This window comes from Terrabacter terrae (genome assembly GCF_039529575.1).
GTDB lineage: Bacteria > Actinomycetota > Actinomycetes > Actinomycetales > Dermatophilaceae > Terrabacter > Terrabacter terrae.
The window spans coordinates 79,444-103,150 of sequence record NZ_BAAANB010000021.1 but is presented as its reverse complement, the minus strand read 5'-3'; the positions used below and the strand labels follow the sequence as shown (position 1 = coordinate 103,150).

General features: G+C 71.2%; 22 protein-coding genes and 3 tRNA genes. 19 read left to right on the top strand and 6 right to left on the bottom strand.

The features are described 5' to 3' along the window. The first annotated feature begins 170 nt into the window (after nucleotides 1-170). Together pdxA and ABD194_RS10565 are read left to right on the top strand one after the other, a co-directional pair. Nucleotides 171-2,564, top strand: coding sequence for a 4-hydroxythreonine-4-phosphate dehydrogenase PdxA (pdxA, locus tag ABD194_RS10570; protein ID WP_425579974.1), 2,394 nt, complete (start codon nucleotides 171-173; stop codon nucleotides 2,562-2,564). A gap of 10 nt (nucleotides 2,565-2,574) precedes the next feature. Beyond that, the gene (locus ABD194_RS10565) at nucleotides 2,575-3,363 is read left to right on the top strand and encodes a DeoR/GlpR family DNA-binding transcription regulator (RefSeq protein ID WP_343991034.1); all 789 of its coding nucleotides are present in this window, start codon (nucleotides 2,575-2,577) and stop codon (nucleotides 3,361-3,363) included. A gap of 53 nt (nucleotides 3,364-3,416) precedes the next feature. Here ABD194_RS10565 and ABD194_RS10560 read toward each other — a convergent pair whose 3' ends face one another. Together ABD194_RS10560 and ABD194_RS10555 are read right to left on the bottom strand one after the other, a co-directional pair. Continuing rightward, on the bottom strand, nucleotides 3,417-5,855 hold the full coding sequence (locus ABD194_RS10560) for a phosphoketolase family protein (protein WP_343991032.1): 2,439 nt from the start codon (nucleotides 5,853-5,855) through the stop codon (nucleotides 3,417-3,419). Between the two features lie 178 nt (nucleotides 5,856-6,033). Next, nucleotides 6,034-6,228 carry a CsbD family protein gene (locus tag ABD194_RS10555; RefSeq protein ID WP_343991030.1) on the bottom strand — a complete coding sequence of 65 codons (195 nt, stop codon included), beginning with the start codon at nucleotides 6,226-6,228 and terminating at the stop codon, nucleotides 6,034-6,036. 128 nt (nucleotides 6,229-6,356) lie between these two features. Here ABD194_RS10555 and ABD194_RS10550 point away from each other — a divergent pair, with 128 nt between their 5' ends. The 10 genes from ABD194_RS10550 (at nucleotide 6,357) to ABD194_RS10505 (ending at nucleotide 12,678) form a co-directional block, all read left to right on the top strand. Then, complete coding sequence (locus ABD194_RS10550; protein WP_425579973.1) at nucleotides 6,357-7,373, top strand: cation diffusion facilitator family transporter; 1,017 nt, start codon at nucleotides 6,357-6,359, stop codon at nucleotides 7,371-7,373. Then, nucleotides 7,370-7,882: a methylated-DNA--[protein]-cysteine S-methyltransferase gene (locus ABD194_RS10545; protein ID WP_343991028.1), complete on the top strand. Its 513-nt coding sequence runs from the start codon at nucleotides 7,370-7,372 to the stop codon at nucleotides 7,880-7,882. Before ABD194_RS10550 ends, ABD194_RS10545 begins: the two co-directional genes overlap by 4 nt. Nucleotides 7,883-8,140: 258 nt before the next feature. Continuing rightward, nucleotides 8,141-8,641, top strand: coding sequence for an RNA polymerase sigma factor (locus ABD194_RS10540; protein WP_343991026.1), 501 nt, complete (start codon nucleotides 8,141-8,143; stop codon nucleotides 8,639-8,641). Beyond that, the gene (locus ABD194_RS10535; protein WP_343991024.1) at nucleotides 8,634-9,242 is read left to right on the top strand and encodes a methylated-DNA--[protein]-cysteine S-methyltransferase; all 609 of its coding nucleotides are present in this window, start codon (nucleotides 8,634-8,636) and stop codon (nucleotides 9,240-9,242) included. Before ABD194_RS10540 ends, ABD194_RS10535 begins: the two co-directional genes overlap by 8 nt. Beyond that, on the top strand, nucleotides 9,239-9,784 hold the full coding sequence (locus tag ABD194_RS10530) for an NUDIX domain-containing protein (RefSeq protein WP_343991022.1): 546 nt from the start codon (nucleotides 9,239-9,241) through the stop codon (nucleotides 9,782-9,784). Before ABD194_RS10535 ends, ABD194_RS10530 begins: the two co-directional genes overlap by 4 nt. A 146-nt stretch (nucleotides 9,785-9,930) precedes the next feature. Further along, the gene (locus ABD194_RS10525; RefSeq protein WP_343991020.1) at nucleotides 9,931-10,434 is read left to right on the top strand and encodes a SigE family RNA polymerase sigma factor; all 504 of its coding nucleotides are present in this window, start codon (nucleotides 9,931-9,933) and stop codon (nucleotides 10,432-10,434) included. Next, nucleotides 10,431-11,303, top strand: a complete 873-nt coding sequence (locus ABD194_RS10520) for a hypothetical protein (protein WP_343991018.1) — start codon at nucleotides 10,431-10,433, stop codon at nucleotides 11,301-11,303. Before ABD194_RS10525 ends, ABD194_RS10520 begins: the two co-directional genes overlap by 4 nt. A 60-nt stretch (nucleotides 11,304-11,363) precedes the next feature. After that, nucleotides 11,364-12,410, top strand: a complete 1,047-nt coding sequence (locus ABD194_RS10515) for a PHP domain-containing protein (protein ID WP_343991016.1) — start codon at nucleotides 11,364-11,366, stop codon at nucleotides 12,408-12,410. Between the two features lie 90 nt (nucleotides 12,411-12,500). Beyond that, nucleotides 12,501-12,573, top strand: a tRNA-Glu gene (locus tag ABD194_RS10510). A 31-nt stretch (nucleotides 12,574-12,604) separates the two neighbouring features. Beyond that, nucleotides 12,605-12,678: transfer RNA gene (locus tag ABD194_RS10505), tRNA-Asp, on the top strand. Nucleotides 12,679-12,755: 77 nt separating this feature from the next. Here the strand turns inward: ABD194_RS10505 and ABD194_RS10500 are convergent. Beyond that, nucleotides 12,756-13,940 (bottom strand): PucR family transcriptional regulator, encoded by a 1,185-nt coding sequence (locus ABD194_RS10500; RefSeq protein WP_486388608.1) that lies wholly within the window; start codon nucleotides 13,938-13,940, stop codon nucleotides 12,756-12,758. A 100-nt stretch (nucleotides 13,941-14,040) separates the two neighbouring features. Here ABD194_RS10500 and ABD194_RS10495 point away from each other — a divergent pair, with 100 nt between their 5' ends. The 4 genes from ABD194_RS10495 to ABD194_RS10480 all read left to right on the top strand — a co-directional run bounded on the left by ABD194_RS10495 (nucleotide 14,041) and on the right by ABD194_RS10480 (nucleotide 18,177). Beyond that, the gene (locus ABD194_RS10495) at nucleotides 14,041-15,138 is read left to right on the top strand and encodes a ferredoxin reductase (protein ID WP_343991012.1); all 1,098 of its coding nucleotides are present in this window, start codon (nucleotides 14,041-14,043) and stop codon (nucleotides 15,136-15,138) included. A 15-nt stretch (nucleotides 15,139-15,153) separates the two neighbouring features. Next, nucleotides 15,154-16,446 (top strand): fatty acid desaturase family protein, encoded by a 1,293-nt coding sequence (locus ABD194_RS10490; protein WP_343991010.1) that lies wholly within the window; start codon nucleotides 15,154-15,156, stop codon nucleotides 16,444-16,446. 5 nt (nucleotides 16,447-16,451) lie between these two features. Beyond that, entirely contained in the window at nucleotides 16,452-17,135 is a 684-nt protein-coding gene (locus tag ABD194_RS10485; RefSeq protein WP_343991008.1) for an HAD family hydrolase, read from the top strand. 220 nt (nucleotides 17,136-17,355) lie between these two features. Further along, the gene (locus ABD194_RS10480) at nucleotides 17,356-18,177 is read left to right on the top strand and encodes a DUF4240 domain-containing protein (RefSeq protein ID WP_343991006.1); all 822 of its coding nucleotides are present in this window, start codon (nucleotides 17,356-17,358) and stop codon (nucleotides 18,175-18,177) included. Nucleotides 18,178-18,180: 3 nt separating this feature from the next. Here ABD194_RS10480 and ABD194_RS10475 read toward each other — a convergent pair whose 3' ends face one another. Then, the gene (locus ABD194_RS10475) at nucleotides 18,181-19,617 is read right to left on the bottom strand and encodes a GuaB1 family IMP dehydrogenase-related protein (RefSeq protein WP_343991004.1); all 1,437 of its coding nucleotides are present in this window, start codon (nucleotides 19,615-19,617) and stop codon (nucleotides 18,181-18,183) included. Between the two features lie 158 nt (nucleotides 19,618-19,775). Between ABD194_RS10475 and ABD194_RS10470 the strand changes: the two genes are divergently transcribed. Beyond that, complete coding sequence (locus ABD194_RS10470) at nucleotides 19,776-20,297, top strand: hypothetical protein (protein ID WP_343991002.1); 522 nt, start codon at nucleotides 19,776-19,778, stop codon at nucleotides 20,295-20,297. A gap of 1 nt (nucleotide 20,298) precedes the next feature. On the opposite strand, the gene ABD194_RS10465 is transcribed toward ABD194_RS10470, so the two are convergent. Then, nucleotides 20,299-20,865, bottom strand: coding sequence for a YceI family protein (locus ABD194_RS10465; protein ID WP_343991000.1), 567 nt, complete (start codon nucleotides 20,863-20,865; stop codon nucleotides 20,299-20,301). 220 nt (nucleotides 20,866-21,085) lie between these two features. On the opposite strand from ABD194_RS10465, the gene ABD194_RS10460 reads away from it, so the two are divergent. Next, nucleotides 21,086-21,159, top strand: a tRNA-Phe gene (locus ABD194_RS10460). Nucleotides 21,160-21,508: 349 nt separating this feature from the next. Further along, nucleotides 21,509-22,057: a hypothetical protein gene (locus tag ABD194_RS10455; RefSeq protein WP_343990998.1), complete on the top strand. Its 549-nt coding sequence runs from the start codon at nucleotides 21,509-21,511 to the stop codon at nucleotides 22,055-22,057. 673 nt (nucleotides 22,058-22,730) lie between these two features. Here the strand turns inward: ABD194_RS10455 and ABD194_RS10450 are convergent. Next, on the bottom strand, nucleotides 22,731-23,102 hold the full coding sequence (locus ABD194_RS10450) for a hypothetical protein (protein ID WP_343990996.1): 372 nt from the start codon (nucleotides 23,100-23,102) through the stop codon (nucleotides 22,731-22,733). Nucleotides 23,103-23,707: the final 605 nt, after the last annotated feature.

Here is a 23,707-nt window from a genome sequence, read left to right as displayed (position 1 = left end):
GCGTGATCTGCGCAATACCTGTAGCGTTTTTTGTGAAGGAGGGGTGCCGCAGTCGCCGCCCGATGCGTCCTCGCGCGCGCCGGACTCGAAGCTGCTTCCGTCCATCGGCACGGTCGCTGATTTCTATGCAGGACAGTGTGTTTACTGGTCGCAAGCGGGTAGGAGGACCCATGGCTGGACTGGCTCTGGGCGTCGTCGCAGACGACCTCAGCGGCGCGGCAGAGTGCGCAGCACATGCTCTCCTGCGCGTTTCGCGCAGTAGCGTGGCCCTCACCTCCTCGCACCCCTGTCCGAGGCCAGCGGATTGCGGCAACGGTGGCACGAGCGTGCTGACCGTCGACACCGACTCCCGAAGAGTGGACGCAGAGGGAGCCACCCTGGCCGTGCGCGCAGCGGCTGGCCTGGTCTCCACAGCCCCGGTGGTCGTCAAGAAGGTCGACTCCCTCCTCCGGGGCCACCTTGCCGCGGAGGTCGCCGCGCTGGCCGACGAGCTCCGTCGCACGCCGGTCGTCGCCGTCGCCAACCCCGCACTCGAGCGGGTCGTGCGCGACGGCGTGCTGCACGTCGCAGGCACGCCGCTCCACGACACCGAGCTGTGGGCGCTCGAGCCGACTCCCGCGCCGAGGCGGGTGGCCGACGCACTCGAGCCGCTGCTGACCGTGCTCGTCTCCCACCACACGGTGGCGCGCGGCGCCGAAGCCGTGTGCGTCGAGCTCGTCTCCGCGGCCGAGCGCGGTCTCGTGGCCGTTTGTGACGCCGTCACCGAGGCCGACCTCGACGTGGTCCATGCGGCGGCCCGGATGGCGAGCACAGCCACGGGCGAAGAGACCCTCCTCGTCGGCTCGGGCGCGCTCGCCGACGCCGCCGTCCGGGCGCTGCCGGAGCAGACCCCCAACGCCGTCGGGACGACGGCGCCCGGCGCAGGCGTACCCCTGGAACCCAGCGAGGCGCCGCAACCGCGCGATTCGGCATACGGCCACGACGCCTCGCCGTCCGGACTGCTGCTGGTGCTCGGAACGCGCGCACCTGGGGTGGCCGGACAGATCGCGGAGCTGCAGACGATGACGAGCGAGGTGCTGCTGGTGCAGCCGCAGAGCCTGCTGGACGCGCCGGACGCACTCGCCGCCCGCCTCGCCGCCGTGCCCAACCAGGGCACCGTCGTGGTCGCGCTCGACCCCGAAGCGCCCGCGAGCCCCACTCACGCGCGCCTGCTCAGCGACGCCCTCGCAGCGGCGGTCGCGCCCCACCTCGACCGCTTTGGCGCAGCGTTCCTCTCCGGCGGCGAGACGGCCCGCGCCGTCCTCGACCGGCTCGGGGTCCGCTCGCTCGAGGTCGTCACCGAGCTCGAGACCGGCACCGTCCTCAGCCGCCGTCCCGACGGCCGGCTCGTCGTGACCCGGCCCGGCAGCTTCGGCGACTCCGGCGCCCTGGTCCGCGTCGCCGAGCGCCTCTGCGGCTCGCCGGCGCCGGCTGGAGCCGCATCCACGCCACAGCCCCACTCACACCGTGCACACCGCAACCCACGCCCGCACGGGCGCGACCACCGAGGAGAACCCATGACCGTCACCCTTCCCCGCATCGCCGTGACCATGGGAGACGGCGCCGGCATCGGCCCCGAGATCATCGTCAAGGCCCTCGCCGACCCACACGTCGCCACACTCGCGCGCACGGTCGTCGTCGGTGACGCGCTGCGCCTCAAGCAGGCGGCGGACGTCGCTGGGGTCGCCGTCGACATCGTCACCATCGACGACGTCGAGCAGGCGACCGAGGCCCCGGGGCGGATCAACGTCATCGACCTCGCCCTCCTGCCGCCGGAGCTCCCCTTCGGCACGCTCTCGGCGGTTGCCGGCGACGCGGCCTACCACTACATCCGCGTCGCCTCCGAGCTCGCGATGGCAGGCAAGGTGCAGGCCATCTGCACGGCCCCGCTCAACAAGGAGGCGCTGCACGCCGGCGGCCACGTGTTCCCCGGCCACACCGAGCTGCTCGCCCACCTCACCGGCACACCCGAGGTCTCGATGATGCTCTCGACCGAGAGGGTCAAGGTCATCCACGTGACCACCCACATCGGCCTCATCGACGCGGTCAACCGCATCGAGCCCGGCCTCGTGGAGCGGGTCATCCGCCGCGGCCACAAGGCGCTCGTCGATGCCGGCAACCCGAACCCGAAGATCGGCGTCTGCGGCATCAACCCCCATGCCGGCGAGAACGGCCTCTTCGGCTACGGCGAGGAGGAGTCGAAGATCAACCCCGGCGTCGAGGCCGCCCGCGCCGACGGCATCGACGTGCACGGCGCCCTCCCCGCCGACACCCTCTTCTTCCTCGCCGGCCGCGGCGACTACGACCTCGTCGTCGCGATGTACCACGACCAGGGCCACGGCCCCGTCAAGGTGCTCGGCCTCGAGGCCGGCGTCAACGTCACGATCGGCCTGCCCGTCATCCGCACGTCCGTCGACCACGGCACCGCCTTCGACATCGCCGGCACCGGCATCGCCGACCACCGCTCGATGATCGAGGCGCTGCGACTCGGTGCGGAGATGGCGCCGCGACCCGCCGGCGCCTAAGGTGCCGAGCGTGGCAAGGCACACCGCACAGACGCGTCGGGGCGAGATCGTCCGCCTCGCCACCACCAGTGGTCTGGCGAGCGTGGAGGAGCTCTCGGAGGAGCTGGGTGTCACGGCGTCGACGATCCGGCGCGACCTCGCCAAGCTGACGGCGGCGGGCCAGCTGGCCCGCACCTACGGCGGGGTGATGAGCCTCGCGCACCACCCCGAGGCCTCGTTGCGCCAGCGCCTCGGCGAAGCGCACGCCGCCAAGCGTGACATCGCGCACTGGGCCGCCGCGCAGATCGAGCCCGGTGAGATGGTGCTCCTCGACGCCGGCTCGACGATGGCTGCACTCGCCGACGCCATCACCAAGAAACCAGAGCTGACCGAGCTGACGGTCGTCACGGCCGGGATCAGCGCCATGAGCACTCTCGCCGACACCATCGGCATCGACGTCATCGCCCTCGGCGGCCGACTGCGACCCCTCAGCCAAGCCTTCGTCGGCCCGCTCGCCGAGGTCGCCGTGCAGCGCCTGTCGTTCGACCGCGCCTTCATGGGCGCCGACAGCGTGCACGCCGAGCGCGGCATCTGCGAGGCCGACCTCGAGCAGACCCGGCTCAAGGAGCTGATGATGAGCCGCGCCGAGCACACCTACGTCCTCGCCCACGGAACGAAGCTCGGCCAGTCGCCCTTTCACGCCTGGGCCGTCATGCCGCGCCGGTGGACGCTGGTCACCGACGAGTCAGCGGACGCCGCTGCGCTGCAGTCCTTCCGCGACAACGACATCGAGGTCGTCGTCGCGCCCCGCCGCGACTGAGAGCGGGCGTATGCCGTGGGGCCTGCCACACGGCATACGCCCTCTTGCGCCGTTCAGTCCTCGACGACGGTGGTCATCACCCAGTCCCGGACCTCGGGCATGTCCTCGAGGTGCTCGACGATGTGGTCCCGGTGCGCGGCGAGCCGCTCCTCGCACCAGGGCTTGAGCTCGCTGGCACCGCGCACCTGCCGTCCGGCGTTGTTGATGGCGTCCATGACGAGGTGGTAGCGGTCGACCCCGTTGCGCACGACCATGTCGAAGGGCGTCGTCGTCGTGCCCTCCTCGCTGAAGCCGCGCACGTGGAAGCGGTCGGCGTCGGGACGGCCGTGGACGAGCTGGTGGATGGCGCCGTGGTAGCCGTGGAAGGCGAAGACGACGTCCACGTGGTCGGTGAACAGCTCGCCGAAGCGCACGTCGTCCATGCCGTGGGGGTGGCTGCGGGCGCGGGGCAGCGTCATGAGGTCGACGACGTTGACGACGCGCACGCGCAGCTGCGGCAGCCGCTCCTTGAGGATCTGCGCGGCCGCGACGACCTCCATCGTCACGACGTCTCCGGCGCAGGCGAGCACGACGTCGGGGTCGCGCTCGCCGTCGTCGTTGCCCGCCCAGTCCCAGGTGCCCGCGCCGGCCGCGCAGTGCTCGACCGCCTCGTCCATCGTCAGCCACTGCGGCTGGGGCTGCTTGTCGATGACGATGAGGTTGACGTAGTTCCTCGACCGGAAGCAGTGGTCGGCAACGGAGAGAAGGCAGTTGGCGTCCGGCGGCAGGTAGATCCGGGCCACCTCGCCGCGAGCGTTGAGCACGGTCTGGATGAGTCCCGGACCCTGGTGCGAGAAGCCGTTGTGGTCGTTGCGCCACGCCGTCGAGGTCAGCAGGATGTTGAGGCTCGGCACCTTGGCTCGCCACTCGAGCTTGTTGGCCTCCTGCAGCCACTTGCTGTGCTGCACCGTCATCGAGGCACTGACCATCGCGAACGCCTCGTACGTCGCGAAGAGCCCGTGGCGGCCCGTGAGGGTGTAGCCCTCGAGCCAGCCGTGGCACGAGTGCTCGGAGAGCACCTCCATGACGCGGCCGTCGTGCGAGAGCTTGACGTCCTCGTCGGTGACCCGCTCGGCCGTCATCCGGTCGGAGACGTCGAACACCGCTCCCACCCGGTTGCTGTTGGTCTCGTCGGGGCTGAAGAGCCGGAAGGTCGTGGGGTTGCGCACGTAGAGCTCGCGCATCAGCTCGCCGATGGCGCGCGTCGACTCCTCGCGCACCGTGGCGGGCGAGGGCACCTCGCGCGCGAAGTCGCGGAAGTCGGGCAGGTCGAGCTCAGTCGTGAGCACCCCACCGTTGGCGTGCGGTGATGCGCTCATCCGCAGGTCGCCCGCTGGGTTGGCCTGGAGCACAAGCTCCCTCGGCCTGCCGGAGTCGTCGAAGAGCTCCTCGGGTCGGTAGGACCGCATCCAGCTCTCGAGGAGCGCCAGGTGCTCCGGGTTGTCCTTGACGCCCGAGAGCGGCACCTGGTGCGAGCGCCACGTGCCCGTGACCTTGACGCCGTCGACCTCGGCAGGACCAGTCCAGCCCTTCGGAGTGCGCAGGACGATGAGCGGCCACCGCGGGCGCTCCTGCATCGTCCAGCCCTCCGCCCGCCCCTCCTGCTGGATCTCGCGGATGCGGGCGTATGCCGTCGCCAGCGTCTCCGCGAATCGCTCGTGCATGCCGGGCAGGTCCTCACCCCCCACCTCCAGCACTTCGTAGCCGTGCCCCTCGAGCAGGCTGCGCACCTCGGCGGGGTCCTTGCGACCGAGCACGGTGGGGCCGGCGATCTTGGCGCCGTTGAGGTGCAGGATCGGCAGCACCGCGCCGTCGCGGCGGGGGTTGAGGAAGGAGATGCCCTTCCACGACCCCTCGAGCGGCCCGGTCTCCGCCTCCCCGTCACCGACGACGGCCAGGGCCAGCAGCTCGGGGTTGTCCATCACGGCTCCGAAGGCGTGGACCAGGACATAGCCCAGCTCGCCGCCCTCGTGGATGGAGCCCGGCGTGGTCACCGACACGTGGCTCGGGATGCCGCCCGGGGCGGAGAACTGCCGGAAGAGACGCCGCAGACCCTCCTCGTCCTGGGTCACCCTCGGGTAGGTCTCGGAGTAGGTGCCCTCGAGGTAGCCGGCGGCGACGAGCGCCGGGCCGCCGTGCCCGGGGCCGGTGAGGTAGATCGTCTCCTGGCCGGTGTGCCGGATGATCCGCGACATGTGCGTGTAGATGAACGACAGCCCCGGGCTCGTGCCCCAGTGGCCCAGAAGGCGCGGCTTGATGTCGTCCGGCTCCAGCGGGCGGCGCAGCATCGCGTTGTGCTGCAGGTAGATCTGCCCGATCGTCAGGTAGTTGCTGGCGCGCCACCACGCGTCCATCGCGGCGATCTCGTCGACGGTCGCTGCCGGAACGGTGCCGGCGCTCGCGCTGGCGGTCGTGCTCGTGCTCGTGCTCGTGCTCGTGCTCGTGCTCGTCACAGCAAACCCTCTCGGTGGGGACGTCGTCCGTCCCGTCGAGCCTCACCGACCCCGGCCCACCTGGCAAGGGGACGACGGCGCGAGCGCGCCAACGGCACACGGCACGTCCGTCGGCACGGGCGGCGCGGACAGAGCAGTGGACCGGCCCCAGAGGACCGGCCCACCCCACTCCGGAAGGTCAGCGGTCGAAGGCGTCCTTGACGTCCTTGCCCGCGTCCTTGAGCTGCTCGCCCCGCTGCTTGAGGTCTGCCGAGGCCTGGTCACGCTCGCCCTCGGCCTCGAGTCGCTCGTTGTCGGTGACCTTTCCGGCGGCTTCCTTGGCCTGACCCTTCAGGTCTTCACCCGTGTTCTTGGCCTTGTCCTCGATACCCATTTCGGGGCTCCTTTCGTAACGATCGGATGCCTGACCTCCTACCCGCTCGGCCCGGATCGCCAACAGCCACCCGACGTCGCGAAGCGTGGGTCACAGTCCCCACCGTCGCTGCCGTTTGAGACAATCGGATGGTGTCAGCGATCCCCTCTCCCGTCACCGGACCTGCCGGTCCTGCCCGCGCGCAGCAGACCCGCGACCTGAGCCGGTTCGCCTACCTGTCGATCGCCGCCGCCATCGTCACGATCACGTTGAAGGTCGTCGCCTGGCGCATCACCGGCTCCGTGGGGCTGCTGTCCGACGCGGCCGAGTCGGTCGTCAACCTCGTCGCCGCCGTGGCCGTGCTCATCGCGCTGAAGGTGGCCGCGATGCCGGCCGACAAGAACCACCACTTCGGCCACACCAAGGCGGAGTACTTCTCGGCGGCCATCGAGGGGATGATGATCTTCGTCGCCGCCCTCGTGATCATGTACACCGCGATCGAGCGCTTCCTCGCCCCTCAGCCCATCGAGAACGTCGGCATCGGTCTGGCCATCTCGGTCGTCGCCTCCGCGGTCAACGGCGCGGTCGCCGTGGTGCTGCTCCGGGCCGGCCGACGGCACCGGTCCCTGACGCTGACCGCCGACGGCAAGCACCTCATGACCGACGTGTGGACCTCCGCCGGAGTGGTGGTCGGGGTCCTGCTCGTGGGCCTGACCCACATCGAGCGGCTCGACCCGATCATCGCCTTCCTCGTCGGTGTCAACATCGTCTGGACCGGCTGGCGCCTCATCCGCGAGTCCACCGAGGGCCTCATGGACATCTCGATGCCCAAGGAGGACAACCGCGCCATCGCCGAGATCCTCTCCCGCTTCGTCACGCAGGAGGTCCACTTCCACGCCCTGCGCACCCGCCTGTCGGGCCACCACAGGTTCGCCGAGGTGCACGTGCTCGTGCCGGGTGCCTGGACGGTGCAGCAGGGCCACGACCTCGTCGAGGAGGTCGAGGATGCCGTGCACCGCGACTTCGGCGACATCGCCCTGACCTGCCACCTCGAGCCGTCGGAGGACCCCCGCGCCTACGGCGACTACGTCGCGGAGTTCCCCATCCCCACCCATGACGACCTCCTGGCCCAGCACGGCACGCCCCAGGGTGACGACAAGGGATGAGCCCGGCGCACGTGCTGGTGCCCTCCCCGATCGGCGACCTCACCGTGGTGGCCCACGAGGGCGCCATCACGCACGTGCTCATGGACGCGGCCAAGTACCGACCGGACGCGCCTGACGTCCTCGGCGACGTCGGCGACCCGGCCGACGAGCCGTTCGCGTCCGCCGTCAGCCAGCTCAACGCGTACTTCGCGGGCGCGCTGACGGTGTTCGACCTGCCGCTCGCGCCGCGGGGCGACGACTTCCACCAGCGCGTCTGGGCGCTGCTGCGCACGATCCCCTACGGCGAGACGCGCAGCTACGGGCAGCTCGCACTCGCCCTCGGCGACCGCAACCTCGCCCAGGCGGTCGGAACGGCCAACGGGCGCAACCCCGTCGCCGTCATCGTGCCGTGCCACCGCGTCGTCGGCTCCGACGGGTCGCTCGTCGGGTATGCCGGTGGCCTCGACCGCAAGCGCTTCCTCCTCGCGCTCGAGGAACCTCCGGCCGACGCATCCGGCCGCCTCTTCTGACGCTCCCCGGCGCAGGCGCTCGTACCGGTCGGGCGGCCGCAGCCACCCTGCGCAGCCTCTGATGCTGCTCCCCGAAACGGAGCAGCTTGCGAGGTCGCGAGGTCCGCGAGGCCGGACCGGCGCTCCGGTGCGCGAAGCGGGCGTGCGAGCTCACCCGCCGCCGCACTGCGTGAGCCCCGTCCCGCTCCCGTGCGCGTCGGCTGCGATCCGCCACACTGGGTGACCTCACACTTCCCGAGGCCGGAGCGTCTACAGGGCATGAAGCGACCGTTCGAGCAGGCCGTCACCGAGCACGGGGCCGTGGTGCTGCGCGTGTGTCGTGCCCTGCTCGGCCCCACCGACGCCGACGACGCCTGGTCGGAGACCTTCCTGGCGGCGCTCCGGGCGTGGCCCGGGCTGCCGGGCGACGCGAACGTGCGGGCGTGGCTCGTCACGATCGCGCACCGGAAGGCGCTGGACGTCGTGCGCGCCGGCGCCCGCCACGCCGTGCCGGTGGCCGAGCTGCCCGAGGTCACGGCACCACGAGCCGACCAGCCGGAGGAGGCGCTCCACGACGCCGATCTGTGGACGTGCCTGGCGATGCTCCCCGAGAAGCAACGCCTCTGCGTCGCCTACCACCACGTCGCTGGGCTGCCCCACCCCGAGGTCGCCCGCATCGTCGGCGGCACCCCGGCTGCCGCACGCCGGGCCGCGGCCGACGGCATCGCCCGGCTCCGATCAACCTACGCACCCCAAGGAAGGGTGAGCACCCATGTCTGACAGCCTGACCCAGCTCCTCGGCGGCTCCTCCGCCGCCGACGACGCCCGGCTCGCCGAGCTGCACTCCGGGCTCCTGCGACGCGCACTGGCGGAGGACGCGCTCGACGTGACCTACCGCACCGTCGACTCACCCGTCGGCTCCCTGCTCCTGGCAGCGACGCCGGCCGGGGTCGTCCGCGTCGCCTTCGAGCGCGAGGACCACGAGCGGGTCCTCGACTGGCTGGGCACGACCGTCGGGCCGCGCATCCTGGAGGGCGGCGACCGCCTCGACCTGCTCGCCCGCGAGCTGGACGACTACTTCGCGGGTCGCCGGCACGGGTTCGACGTGCCGCTCGACCTCCGCCTCGCACGAGGCTTCCGTCGCGCCGTCCTGCAGCACCTCGGGGAGATCCCGTACGGGTCGACCGAGAGCTACGCGCAGGTCGCGGCCGCCGCCGGGAGCCCGCGGGCCGTGCGCGCGGTCGGATCGGCCTGCGCGACCAACCCCCTGCCCATCGTCGTCCCGTGCCACCGCGTGCTGCGTTCGGACGGCGCGCTCGGGGGCTACCTCGGCGGGCTGCCGGCCAAGCAGCGCCTCCTGGCGCTCGAGGCCGCAGCATGACGTGGCCCACGACCAGCTCGCGGCTGGTCTACGAGAACCCGTGGATCCGCGTGCAGGAGGACGCCGTCACCCGGCCCGACGGCGCCGACGGCATCTACGGCGTCGTCGAGGTGCGGCGGCCGGCGGTCTTCGTCGTCGCCGTGACCGACGAGGACGAGGTCGTGCTCGTGACGGTCGACCGCCACACCGTGGGCCCCTCGCTCGAGGTCCCGGCCGGCGGCACCGACGGCGAGGACCCGGTCGACGCCGCCCGGCGCGAGCTCGCCGAGGAGACGGGGCTCGTGGCCGAGCACTGGCAGCAGGTCGGCACCATGAACGCGCTCAACGGCATCTGCCGCGCGCCAGAGGTGGTCTTCCTCGCCACCGGCCTCTCGCGCGCAGCCGTCGACGACGAGGCGGCCCGTGCCGAGGAGGGCATCGGCGAGGTTCGGCGCGTCCCGGTCCCGGAGGTGCTCGACCTCGTCCGCAGCGGCGGCATCGACGACGGAGAGACGGTCGCCGCCCTGCTGTTCGCCCTGCTCACCCTCGGCCGGGTGGGCTGAGCGCGCCGCCCCGCCTGACGGCATACGGCACGCGCCCCTGGCCCTCCGACGAACCTCACGGGCGGCGTGCAACGGTTCGCGGCACCCGCGTGTCCATGGAGGTGTACGAGACACTCGGAGCCTGACGACCGAATCGGCGGGAGCACATGAGACGCAGGGACGAGGCGGCATTCCGCAGCTTCGTGGAGGCGCGGCAGACGATGCTGCGCCGCCGCGCCTACCTGCTCTGCGGCAACTGGGCCGACGGCGACGAGCTGGTCCAGGAGGCGCTGGCCCGCGTGTACGTCGCGTGGCCGCGGATCGCCGCCGGGGCCGAGACCGCCTACACGAGACGCACGATGATGAACCTCTTCCTCAACGACCAGCGCAAACGCCGCCGCGAGGTCCTCACCGACGCGGCCCCCGAGCCGGTCACGGTGGAGCACGACCGCGAGCTGGCGATGACCCTGACGGCCCTGCTCGAGGACCTCCCGGAGAAGCAGCGCGCCATCCTCGTCCTGCGGTTCTGGGAGGACCTCACCGTCCCCCAGATCGCCGAGTGCACCGGCGTCGCCGAGGGCACGATCAAGAGCCACATCTCCCGCGGCCTCGCCGCCCTGCGGGGCCGGCTGGCCGAACCACCACTCAGCGGGGCAGGAGCGGTCTCATGAGCGACGCGACACGTGGCCGGCGGGAGCGCGACGTCGCGCCTGAGCCGGGCGAGCTGCAGCTGCGAAAGGTGCTGTCCACGATGAACGACCTCGAGCCGCCACGCGACGACCTCTTCGCCCAGCGGGCGCTCCAGCGTGGACGGGCACGCACCTCCCGGCACCGTTCCACCGTGTTCGGCGCCGCCGCGGCCCTCGTCGTCGTCGGCGCGGTCGGTGGCACGTGGGTCGCGACCACGCACGGCCCGTCCTCGAACAGCGTCTCGGCGGGTTCAGCTGCCCGGTCCGGCAAGGAGTCCTCCTCCGCCGGCGGCGCGAGCGCACCGGAGTCGCTGCAGGGCAGCACTGCCCCCGGCGGCCGCGCCGTCGGTCCCTCCATGCCGTCCGCCCGTGACATCCGGACCTGGTTCGGCGCCCTTTCGACCCGGCAGACCAACGCCTTCGACGCCATCGACTCCACCGTCGCCTCGCGCTGGCCCGACGTCTTCTCGGGGGCGTATGCCGCCACCCGCACGGGCGACCGCGTGGCCGTCGCCGTCACCCGGCACGACCCCGGCCTGGAGTCGTTCGTCGCCGGCGCCATGCCCGCGTCGACAGACGTCGAGTTCGTCATTCGGAGCCACACCTTCGCGCAGAAGCAGAAGGTGGCGCACGAGGTCGTCGACCAGCGCGAGCTGTGGCGCAGCAAGGGAGTCGAGATCGTCGGGGTGACCCAGGACGGGCGCAGCGACCAGGTCGTCGTGGTCGCCGACGGTTCGTCGACCGGGCTCCTCGTCCAGCAGTACGGCGACATCGTCCGCGTCGAACCACCGACGCCGGCCCCTCTGGGGAAGGTGCCCGGCGGAGGCACCCTTCCACCCCTGCAACGGTGACGGTCTCCTCCGGCCGCCGAACCGGGACCCCGCCGTCAGGCCCCGGTTAGGCTGCTCGGCATGGAGCAGCCGACGCCCCCGCAGGCCCCGATCAGCCCGCTCGACGCGCTCCGCCGCATCTGCTTCCTGCTCGAGCGCGGCCGCGAGAGCAGCTACCGGATCGACGCCTTCCGCAAGGCGATCGACGGCATCACCCTGGTGCCCGAGGCCGAGCTGCGCGAGCGGGTCGAGACCGGAACCCTCAAGCAGCTCAAGGGGATCGGTGACTCCAGCGCCGCCATCATCGGCCAGGCCGTGCGCGGGGTGCTGCCGGCATACCTCGTCTCCGCGGAGGAGAAGCACGGCGAGCCGCTGACCCGGGACGGCGCCGAGCTGTATGCGGCGCTGCGCGGCGACCTGCACGCCCACTCCAACTGGAGCGACGGGGGGAGCCCCATCGAGGAGATGGTCCTCGCGGCCGTCGACCTCGGGCAGGAGTGGATGGCGCTGACCGACCACTCCCCCCGCCTCACGGTGGCCAACGGCCTGAGCCGCGAGCGCCTCACCGAGCAGCTGGAGCGGGTCGAGGCGATCAACGCAAGCCTCGGCGCCGCGTTCACGCTCCTCAAGGGCATCGAGGTCGACATCCACCTCGACGGCAGCCTCGACCAGGACGACGACATGCTCGACCAGCTCGACGTCGTCACGGCCTCGATCCACTCCAAGCTGCGCCAGCCGTCGTTCGAGATGACCCCGCGGATGGTCGCGGCGGTGCGCAACCCGCACACCAACGTGCTGGCCCACTGCACCGGCCAGCTCGTCACGGGGGGACGCGGCAAGCGGCCGCCGTCGCAGTTCGACGCCGAGAAGGTGTTCCGCGCCTGCCTCGAGAACGACGTCGCGGTCGAGATCAACTCCCGCCCCGAGCGCTGTGACCCCCCGGACGAGCTCATCGAGCTGGCCCGCGACCTCGGGTGCCTCTTCACCATCGACTCCGACGCGCACGCGCCCGGCCAGCTCGACATGAAGTCCCTCGGCTGCGAGCGCGCCGAGCGCCTCGGCATCCCCGCCGAGCGGATCGTCACGACATGGTCCGTGGACGAGGTCCGCGCCTGGGCCAAGGGCTGATCGGCGGGGGCGGCGGGAGGCCCGGAGCCGATTTGGCCGGCACCGGAAACTCCCATATAGTTTCGACGTCCCAACGGATAGGTCGGGCAGGTCCCCATCGTCTAGCGGCCTAGGACTCCGCCCTTTCACGGCGGCAGCACGGGTTCGAATCCCGTTGGGGATACGCAGTACAGTTCCACACGCACCACCATCAAGGCCCCGTAGCGCAGTTGGTTAGCGCGCCGCCCTGTCACGGCGGAGGTCGCCGGTTCGAGCCCGGTCGGGGTCGCCCCACCCAGAGGCGCCGCTCTCAACAGAGAGCGGCGCCTCTTCGCATCCCTCGGCTCTCGCGCCTCCCGGCGGGAGTCAGCGGTGGCCGGCGCGCAGGACGAGCTCGAGCTCGAACCGGACCTCCGGGTCCTCGAGCGCGTCACCGAACAGCTCCTTGAGCTGGGCGACGCGATAGCCGACGGTCTGCTGGTGCACGAACAGCTCTTCGGCCACCGGCGTCCGCTGCCCCTGGTGGCGCAGCCACGACAGGAGCGTCTCGGTGAGGCGCTCACGCACGGCCGGCCGCAGCCCGTCCAGCGGCGCCAGCCGTGTCCGGGCCAGCTCGGCGGTGGCGAGGGGCTCGGCCTGCACGACGAGCTCGGCGAGGTGGTCCTCGACCCACACAGGCGCGACCGGCCCGCCCTCGTCTGCCACCCCGACGCCGTGCGCCCCCGCGGAGGTGGCCAGGTGCAGCGACTCGCCGGCCTGCTGCCAGGGTCGTGCCGGCCCGACGATGGCGGGGCGCCCGCGCAGGGCCCGTCCCAGCTCACGGCGGCGTGCCGGCTGGCTGCCGAAGGGGTAGACGATGACGACGTCCGTGCCGCGTTCGGCCACGAGCCCTTCAGTGCCGAGGGCCGCCCGCAGGCCCTCGACGTGCGGGAACGGCACGAGGGCGACCACCACCACGTCGGGCAGCGTCCAGCCCACGGCTGCGGCGAGCCGGGCCACGCCGCCGTCGCTGGAGTCGCCGCGCAGGATCATCTCGAGCAGCTCGCTGCGCAGCCGCAGCTGCTCCCCCGCTCGCTCGGACTGCTCCTGTGCATACCCCTGGGCGCTCGCGGCCGAGAGCTCGTCGATGTACGCGAAGAGCGACTCCCCGAGCGACAGCAGCACGTCGGGGGACATCTGCGAGACGTCCACGGTGCGGGAGATCGCGCGGAACGTGACACGGGCGCCGTAGCGGTAGGCGGCGAGCAGCGACTCGAGGCTGCGGCCCGAGCGCACCTCGCCCCGGCCGAGGCTCTCGTAGACCCACTTGCCGTCCTCGGACAGGGCCGGCAGGCGGGTGCCGGGCAGGTCGAGGAAGCGGTTGAGCGCCACCGTCACGCCCTGGCGCACCCCCTGCCCGAAGCGGCCCTCCATCGGCATCGCGTACACCGGGACGTCTCGGGGTATGCCTTCGATGATCGCCTCGACGATGTCACTCACGACCGGCCGCAGCACCGTCGCTACTTCGGCTGGTAAAGACAACCACGGGGGGTCGGATGTGGCCTGCGCCACGACGTCCTCCTGGAATTTGTCGTGAGGAGACAATCTCTTGGCCCAAAGAGTACGCGCCAGCCCAAGATGCCAGGGGCCTGCGGACGGGAGAATGGAGATCATGACCCAGTTCAGAGCTCTCCGGCGTGTGGCGTCGATCCTGACGACCCCGCGCGAGCCCGAGGACTTCCTGAACCTCGTCAACCCGCTCGCCTCCGCCCGGCAGCTGCGCGGCGTCGTGACCAAGGTCGAGCGCGAGACCCCGGACTCCACGACGATCCACTTCCGTCCCGGTCGCGGCTGGAACCCCCACGCCGCCGGCCAGTGGGCCCGCATCGGCGTCGAGATCGACGGCGTGCGCCAGTGGCGCAGCTACTCCCTCTCGGCAGCCGTCGGTCACGACCCCGCCATCACGGTGACGGCGATCGGCATGGTCTCCACGGCGCTCGCCCGCAGCACCAAGGTCGGCGACATCCTCTTCCTCGACACCCCGCAGGGCGACTTCGTGCTCCCCGAGCACCCCCGGCCCCTGCTCATGCTGACGGCCGGCAGCGGCCTGACGCCGGTGATGTCGATGATCCGCACGCTCGTGCCGCGCCGGCCCGACGCCGACGTCGTGCTCATCCACTCCGCGCGCACCCGCGACGACGCCCTCTTCCACGACGAGCTGCTCGAGCTGGCCGACCAGTTCCCGGGCCTCGAGGTCCGCCACTGGTTCACCCGCGAGGAGAACGGCCGCCGCCTCGACCTCTCGGACCCCACCGACCTCGAGACGCTCTGTCCCGACTGGCGCGAGCGGGCGGCATACGCCTGCGGCCCCACCGACTTCCTCGACGCCGCCACGGCGCTGTGGGAGCGCGAGGGGGCCGCGGCCGACCACGCGACGGCCGACGGCGCCGCAGGCACCCCCGCGCTGACCATCGAGCGCTTCGCCCCCGTCCTGCTCGAGGGAGCCGGCGGCGAGGGCGGGCTGCTGACGTTCGAGAAGTCGGACAAGGAAGTGGAGGTGGGCGGCGACGTCCCCCTCCTCGAGGCCGGCGAGGATTGCGGCGTCGTCATGCCGAGCGGGTGCCGCATGGGCATCTGCCGCAGCTGCCTCGTCCCGCTCGTCGCCGGCAAGATCCGCGACCTGCGCACCGGTGAGGTGCACGGGGACGAGGGCGAGCTGATCCAGACCTGCGTCAACGCGGCCGCCGGACCTGTCCACCTGGACATCTAGGAAGGGAAACACCGAATGACCGCCACCACGAACCGACCGACGACGGCGCCCACCCGTGCCGGAGACGCCGGGGCTGCAGCGACCGCCGGGGCCACCGCCACGACGATCCGGCCCCGAAAGCCGGTCCTCGCGGCGTCCGGAGGACCCGTGAAGCGCCCGAGCGCCGCCGCGCACCTGTCGCAAGCGGATGTCGAGCGCCTGGGCCAGGAGCTGGACGCGATCCGCGACCGCATCATCGCCTCGCGCGGCGCCAAGGACGCGGCCTACATCCGACGCGTCATCCGGGTGCAGCGCACCCTCGAGGTCGCCGGCCGCGCCACGCTGCTGCTGTCGAAGAAGAAGACGGCGTTCGTCGCCGGCACCGCGATGCTCTCGATCGCCAAGATCCTCGAGAACATGGAGATCGGCCACAACGTCCTGCACGGCCAGTGGGACTGGATGCGCGACCCCGACATCCATTCCACGACATGGGAGTGGGACTTCGTCACGCCCGCCGCCGCGTGGAAGCACACCCACAACGACCTGCACCACACGTGGACCAACGTGCTGGGCAAGGACAAGGACGTGGGCTACTCCATCCTGCGCATGGACGAGGACCAGCCCTGGCACTTCGCCCACATCTTCGACCCAGCCATCAACATGGTGCTCGCGCCCTTCTTCGAGTGGGGCATCGCGATCTACGACCTCGAGCTCGAGGCGGTCAAGAACGGCGAGAAGTCCACGGACGCACTGAAGAAGGACCTCAAGGCGATGGGCCGCAAGGTGCTGCGCCAGTTCACCAAGGACTACGCCGCGACCCCGCTGGCCGCCGTGCCGTTCGGCTCTGGCAAGCAGGCCCTCCTCGGCACCTTCACCGCCAACGCGATCCGCAACGTCTGGGCCCACTCGGTCATCTTCTGCGGCCACTTCCCCGACGGCGTCGACACCTTCACCGAGGAGGAGATCGAGGGCGAGACCCGCGGCGACTGGTACATCCGCCAGATGCTCGGCTCGGCCAACATCTCCGGCAGCAAGCTCATGCACCTGATGACCGGCAACCTCAGCCACCAGATCGAGCACCACTGCTTCCCCGACCTGCCGAGCAACCGCTACCACGAGGTCGCGGTGGAGATGCGCGAGATCTGCCAGCGCTACGGCCTGCCCTACACGACCGGCCCGCTGCCCAAGCAGGTCTACGAGGCGTGGGCCAAGGTCTTCCGCCTCGCGCTGCCGAACCGTCAGAAGCGGCCGAAGCAGGCGGCCAAGGCCGTCAACGCCCCCGTGCCGCCGCGGCGGGCCTCGCTGCCACTCGTCGCCAACGTCGGCTGAGCCCGATGTCCGGCGTGCCGACGGCAGCGTTCTTCGACCTGGACCGGACCCTGATCCGCGGCTCGGCGAACTACCCGCTCGCGATCGCGGCCTTCCGCAGCGGCCACGTGCCGTGGAAGGACCTCGTCAAGGACACCGTCAACGCGGTGACCTTCCACCGCAAGGGCTCGACCGACGAGGGCTCGGAGGCACTGCGTGAGCGCATCCTCCGGGCCGTCGCCGGCATCCGCCAGTCGGACATCATCCACCTGACCGACGCCATCGTGCCGGGCATCGTCCGCAAGGCAATCCCCGCCTCGATGACGCTGCTCTCCGACGCCCGTGCCTTCGGGCACGACCGGATCGTCGTGTCGGCCTCGCCCATCGAGCTCGTGAGCCGCATCGCAACGGCTCTCGGGCTCGAAGGGGCCGTGGCGACCCGCAGCGAGCTCGACGCCGAGGGCCGCTACACGGGGCATCTCGTCGGCGAGTTCTGCTACGGCGCGGGCAAGGTCGTGGAGATGGAGAAGCTGGCCGCCGAACGCGGCTACGACCTCGCCCGCTGCAGTGCCTACAGCGACTCGATCAGCGACCTGCCGATGATGGAGCGGGTCGGCACCGCCGTCGCCGTGAACCCGGACCGCGAGCTGCGCGAGCTGGCCCGCGAGCGCGGCTGGCGCATCGTCGAGGTCGGCCGCAAGCGGCACTGACGCTTCGAGGCTCTCGTATGCCGGGTGCCTCCTCCCGCTCGCCGGTGACCTCGGTGCGACGGCGGTCGACGGCCTCGTGGTCGCGGTTGGTGGGGTGGTCACGACACAGTTCGGCGAACCATGAGGCGAACGTGATCGGCGCTACCGGCACCATCGGCGCCATCGGCGCCCGGAGCGATTCATCCACCAGCGTCGCGCGCGAGGTGCCAGACTGCGCGCCATGCCTCCTGCGCGCCGACTGCGCACCGCAGTGCTGTGCGCGGGCCTCGTGTTGCTCGCCGGCTGCGGCTCCCCGTCGTCGCCCGGTGGCTCGCCGACTCCCGTGGAGCCGAGCGCCACGGGCTGGTACGCGTACGCCCCACTGCCCAGCACGACGGTGGCAGGGAACGGGACGGTGGTCACCACACCCGGTGCGCCGGGGACCCAGGTCAGCCCACCGAGCGCGCCGGCGGGAGCACCATCGCGCCACGACACCGTTGGCGCGGCTGCGATGTCGCCGGACGAGTTCTGGGCCCTCGTCGACGGCGTCGCAGGGCCCGACCCCGCGGCCGCGGCGCGCGCCTTGACCGATCAGCTCCGAGCCATGCCCGTCGAGCGGATCGTCGCGTACGAGAAACAGTTCGTCGCGCAGATGGCCCGGGCCAACACGTTCGTCCACCGTGCCGCGGCCGAGACCATCATGGGCTACACGAGCCAGGACGTGTTCGTGAACTTCCGCACCTGGGTGCTCTACCAGGGCCGCACGGTGTTCGAGGCCTTCGTCGCCGACCCCGACTCGCTCGCCGGTCGCGGCCCGGTCGACGACGAGCAGATCGCCATGACCGAGCCGCTCGAGTTCGCACCGACCGAGGTCTGGCAGGCGAAGACGGGCCGCGACCCGTACGACGAGGGAAGTGGCGCGCCGGACGGCAGCAGCGTCTATGCAGAGCCGATCGGCACGCCGGTCGACCGCTCGCAGCTCGCCACGCGCTTTCCGCGCCTCACGGCGGCCTACGTCGGTCCCGCTGCGCCGGGCGTGCCGGCGCCGGTCCGCACCCGCTGAGCCTCACCAGGAGGTGTGCAGGGGGCGTCCCTCGGCGAAGCCGGCGGTGCTCTGGAGCCCGACGACCGCCCGCTCGTGGAACTCCTCGAGGGTGCGCGCTCCGGCATAGGTGCAGCTGCTGCGCAGGCCCGCGACGATCTGGTCGAGGACGTCCTCGACCGACGGGCGCGCGGGGTCGACGTACATGCGCGCCGTGCTGATGCCCTCCTCGAAGAGGGACTTGCGGGCCCGGTCGTACTCGGTGTCGGTGGCGGTCCGGTTGCGCACCGCCCGGCTGCTGGCCATGCCGAACGACTCCTTGTACTGCCGCCCGTCGTTGTCGGTGTAGAGGTCGCCCGGGGACTCGAGGGTGCCGGCGAACCACGAGCCGATCATGACGTTGGAGGCGCCGGCGGCGAGGGCGAGCGCGACGTCGCGCGGGTGCCGGACGCCGCCGTCGGCCCAGACGTGCTTGCCGAGCTCTCTTGCAGCGGTGGCGCATTCGAGCACCGCGGAGAACTGCGGTCGTCCGACGGCGGTCATCATGCGAGTCGTGCACATGGCGCCCGGGCCGACGCCCACCTTGACGATGTCGGCGCCCGCCTCGATGAGCTCACGTGTGCCGGCGGCGGACACGACGTTGCCGGCCACGACCGGCACGCGCGGGTCGAGGGCCCGGACCGCCCGCAGCGCGTCGAGCATCTTGTCCTGGTGGCCGTGCGCAGTGTCGATGACGAGGACGTCGGCGCCGGTGTCGAGCACCTCGGCGGCCTTGGCCGCCACGTCGCCGTTGATCCCGACGGCGGCCGCGACCCGGAGCCGTCCCGCGTCGTCGACGGCGGGCCGGTAGAGACCCGCGCGGACCGCGCCGCCGCGGGTGAGGATGCCGACGAGCTCGCCGTGCTCCGAGACGACCGGCGCCAGCTTGCGCCGCGCTGCCGACAGCCGCTCGAAGGCCTCCTGCGGGTCGAGGGCCTCGGGCAGCACGAGCAGGTCCTCGTGCATGACGTCGTGCACCTGGGTGTAGCGGTCGACGCCGGTCAGGTCCCGCTCGGTGACGATGCCGACCGGCTTGGGCCCGTCCACGACGACCGCTGCCCCGTGGGCGCGCTTGCCGATGAGGACCAGCGCCTCGCCGGCGGTCATGTGGCGCTCGAGGGTGATCGCCGTGTCGTGCACGAGGTGGCGCTCCTTGACCCAGGCGACGACCTCACGGACGACCTCGACCGGGATGTCCTGCGGGATGACGGCGATCCCACCCCGACGGGCCACGGTCTCGGCCATCCGCCGCCCGGCGATAGCCGTCATGTTGGCCACGACGATCGGGATGGTCGTGCCCGAGCCGTCGACGCTCGAGAGGTCGACGTCGAGGCGGCTCGTGACGGACGAGCGGCTCGGCACCATGAAGACGTCGTCGTAGGTGAGGTCGAGCTGGGGCTGGAGGCCGTTGAGGAACTGCACGGTCCCCAACTCTAGGCGCCTCCGGATCGACCGCCGCGCGCTCCGGGCCCCACGGAGCGCGTATGCCGTCCTGCCCGGGCCCACACGGCATACGGCCTCTCGCTTCGCCGGGGGCGTAACCCGTTGACCGCGTCGAGTAACGGAGTAATGCTGATTACATGATTACGAACGAAGCACAGGAGCGAGTGCGTGGCTGGTTCGTCGGCCGCCTGCCCGAGGAGTGGCGCAGCACGCCACCCGAGATCACCGTCGACCGTGAGGAGATCACCGTCGTCCTGACGATCGCCGACGTCGACCTGCCGGACGGCTCGAGCGACGCCGAGCGCGCCGAGGCGAGGGCCGGCCGGAGCAGGGCCTTCCGCGAGGACACCCGCGGGAGGCGCATGGAGATCGCACGCGAGGCCCAGCACCGTTTCGACCGCAAGGTCTCCTGGGCCGGGCGCGTCGGCGACCGCACCGAGCTCTGGACCCACGTCGCGGCTCCGACCATGACGCGCCTGCGCCAGCCCGAGCGGCTCGTCCTCGACACGCTCGTCGACGCCGGCGTCGCGCGGTCGCGCGCCGAGGCGCTGGCCTGGTGCGTCAAGCTGGTCGGGCAGCACGAGAGCGACTGGCTGGGCGAGCTGCGCGACGCGATGGCCCACGTCGCCGACGTGCGCACCAAGGGCCCTGCGGCCTGACTCAGCCCTGCGGGTCCTTCTCGCGCTTGACTGCGGAGATCTCGAACTCGAGCGAGATGCGCTCCGAGACGAGGACGCCACCGGCGTCGAGCGGGACGTTCCACTCCAGGCCGAAGTCGCGACGGTTGATCCGGCGCGAGCCCTCGAAACCAGCACGCAGCGCGCCCGTGGCGTCGGTCTGCACGCCGATGAGCTCGATGGGCAGCGTGACCGGCCTGGTGACGTCGCGGATGGTCAGGTTGCCACTGACCATGAACGCGTTGTCCCCGACCTCTTCGATGTTGGTGCTGACGAAGCGGATCTCGGGAAACTTCTCGACGTCGAAGAAGTCGGGGCTGCGCAGGTGGTCGTCCCGCTGCCGGCTGCGCGTGTCGATGCTGGCGACCTTGAGCGTCACCTCGGCCTGGGACCGGGTCATGTCCTCAGGATCGGCGTAGAAGTGCCCGGCCACGTCGTTGAACGAGCCGCGGACCGTGGTCACCATGGCGTGACGAGCCGAGAAGCCGATGCGTGTGTGTGCCGGGTCGAGGTCCCAGTCGCCGTTCAGGGCGGGTCCGTCGTCAGTCATGGCCTGTCCCCCTTGGGGTTCGTGGTCGGTGCTGGCGCGTCGATGGTCGGTCGAGCGCCGGTCGCGGTCGGGGCGTGTGACCCGGCCCTCCCCAGGCGGTGGCATCGTCTCACGGGACGACGCCGCGCACGTCCGCTCGCCCACGAACGGTCTTCGGTGGCCGCCGTGGGCGGTTTGCGGGATGACCTCGCCGGTCGGCTATAGTTCCACTCGTTGTCCCGGCCAGGTAGCTCAGTTGGTACGAGCGTCCGACTGAAAATCGGAAGGTCGGCGGTTCGACCCCGCCCCTGGCCACAACTCGAAACCGCAGGTCAGACGCCTCTGACCTGCGGTTTTGTCGTTCCCTGGGCTGTTCGGCCAGCCGCTCGGCGGCTCTACCGCCGGGGTGCGCCGTGCTCGCGCCGCCTGAACGGTAGAGGGAGCCGGTAACAGGCGGGCCGTTCTCGCGCTGCGGATGTGGTCAGCGACCGACCGGGCTCAGAGCCCTCGCTGGCAGCTATTGCTGGATCGCGACGCCGTCCGGCTCGATGAAGTAGTTGACCGGCGCCCACCACTCGTCACCACGGCGCCAGCGTGAAGGAGCACCATGAGCGTCACCAGGCGGAACCTCGGCAGCACGAACTTCGCGATCCGCAAGGAGACGGTGGAGGCCGCCGGAGACGAGCCGGAGTTCCAGAGGTTCATCGGTCTCGACCTGACGACGGAAGAGCCGCTCTGGTCACTCCACCTCGTCGACGAACACCTCAAGTACGCGCCTCTCATCCAGCTCTACGCCGGCGACCCGGACACGAGCGAGCCATCCGTGATCTCCGACCCCCAGGCGCTGCGCGGTCTCGCCGCTGTCCTCATGGCCCAGCGCGGGCTCTCGAGATCCAGACGCCGGGGTTCCACGAACGCCCAGGCTGCCCGAGACGACGTAAACACGCTCATCGAGGCGTGGGAAGCCAGGAACGGCGACTCATGGGACCTGGCCGCCGGACTCATCGCGGCGCACGAGGTGGTGACGCCCCGGCTCGCGATGATGGCGCAGGACGTCACGGCAGCGCTTGACGGCGACGAGACGATGCAGGACGTGTGGTGCATCCCCCCGGCGACGAACACGTTCCGCGAGGAAGACCTAGCAGACTCACTCGGCGTTCTCACCCGCGAGCTCCGAACCCGCCTCGCCGCCTGGGCAGGCCTCGAGCCCTAGCCCGGCCCGTTTGGCGAGGGTCGTGATCTACCCGATCTGCCGATGAGCGCTAGTTGGTGCGGCGTTAGAGGGAGCAGGCCGCTGACGCCCTCTGTTTGCGGCGACAACCAGGGGACGTGTTGCCAGGCGCGGCGTGGTGCTGGCCCACCCGGCGATGGTCTCGGCGTGACCGCATCCTGCGCCCCGACGGTGTGCGGCGCCGTTCAACGGCCAGCACGGAGTCCCCGCCCACTTCCTAGGGCGGGGGCTCCTATGTCGGCGGGGCACGTGTGGGAAACCAGACGACCCATCCCGTTCTCAAGACGGTGCTGCCCGGCTCCGGGACGATGGCACGATGCCGCCCTCTGGCCCTCATCGATAGGGCGGCCTGAGCGCCCAGATGCCCCCAGCCCTGGGCGGAGGCGCTGCCGTCGCAATCCCACACTTCACGACGGCAGCCGAGCGGCGCCGCCCCCTGCATTACTGCAAGGACTTCCGTCGATCGCGAACTGCGGCGCCGGCCCCCGTCCGCGGCGAAACGATGCGGTCGCATCGTCGAACGGCGGGACCTGGAACCAGCGACGACCCGGTCCGCGCTTGCTGTGCGCGCCTTCTGCAGCGCGCCATCACATGCTTGGCGTCGACCCTGATTGCCGGGCAACGTGCTCACGAAGGCGCTAAGGGGCCAAGGCCCTCAGTCCCCTTCAGCTACTCGAGCGTGCAGGTCCAGGTCCTCGAGGAAGCGCTGGGCGGCGTCGCCGCCGACGGCACGGGCCAGGTGCAGGACGGCGACGTCCACGATCATCGAACACGCGCGCGCACCGGCCTCCGTGTAGGACCCAGCTTGCCGGACAAAGAGCTGCGACAGTGCCACGACCGGGTCGACGCCGAGAGCCAACTGCTCCTGACAGTCGGGGAAGTAGTTCGGAACGGGCATCTCGTTCACGAGCTCGCCCATCGCCAGCTCGCGGAACGCGTCATCCTCCGGACCAAGCCTGTTGTCGAGTCGGGCGAGGGCGGCCGCAGTCTTCACCAGGAACGACGCAAGCTCCTCAGGAGTCACCATCGCCGCGCACCTGCCCCTTCATGGGCGGTCTCCGCCCGGTCGTGCGGGTGAGGCCCTCTACGGTGCAGACAGGGAGGCGCCGACCGCGTCGCAGTAGTGGGCCGGCGCCGCCCTATGTCCGTATATCGCCGCCCGACCCGCCCGCGTTACGCCGGGGGCAGTGTGGCGCAGCGCGCCTTGCTCGAGTCTGGAAAAGGGCGGTTAGCCGGGGCTGCTTCTTGCGGATCTGGCGGATGGCTGATCGCGCGGGCTTTAAGCGGGCTCCGCCGGTCGTGGTTTTCCGTAGATGCTCCAGCTCCGGCGGGAAGCGAAAAAGTGCTTCCTGGGAACTTTACGAGTATTTTGCCGATTTGCGACCATACGTCGGGTTGAGCCCTAGCCTGCGATTACACCGGTCCACCACTGGTGTGGACGAGAGCGAAGACGCGTCGAGCACGTCGACTCGCGGGCCCGGACGGGCTCGCTGGCCAGGCCCGAGGTGACCCGCCGTCCTTCAATTGAGGGGCAGGCCCACGGGTCGGCTCGAACGGAGGCCCACATGGGCAAGTTCGGAAAAACGCACGCTCTGCAAGGACTCAAGACGCTGGCCGTTGCGGCTGCCTGTG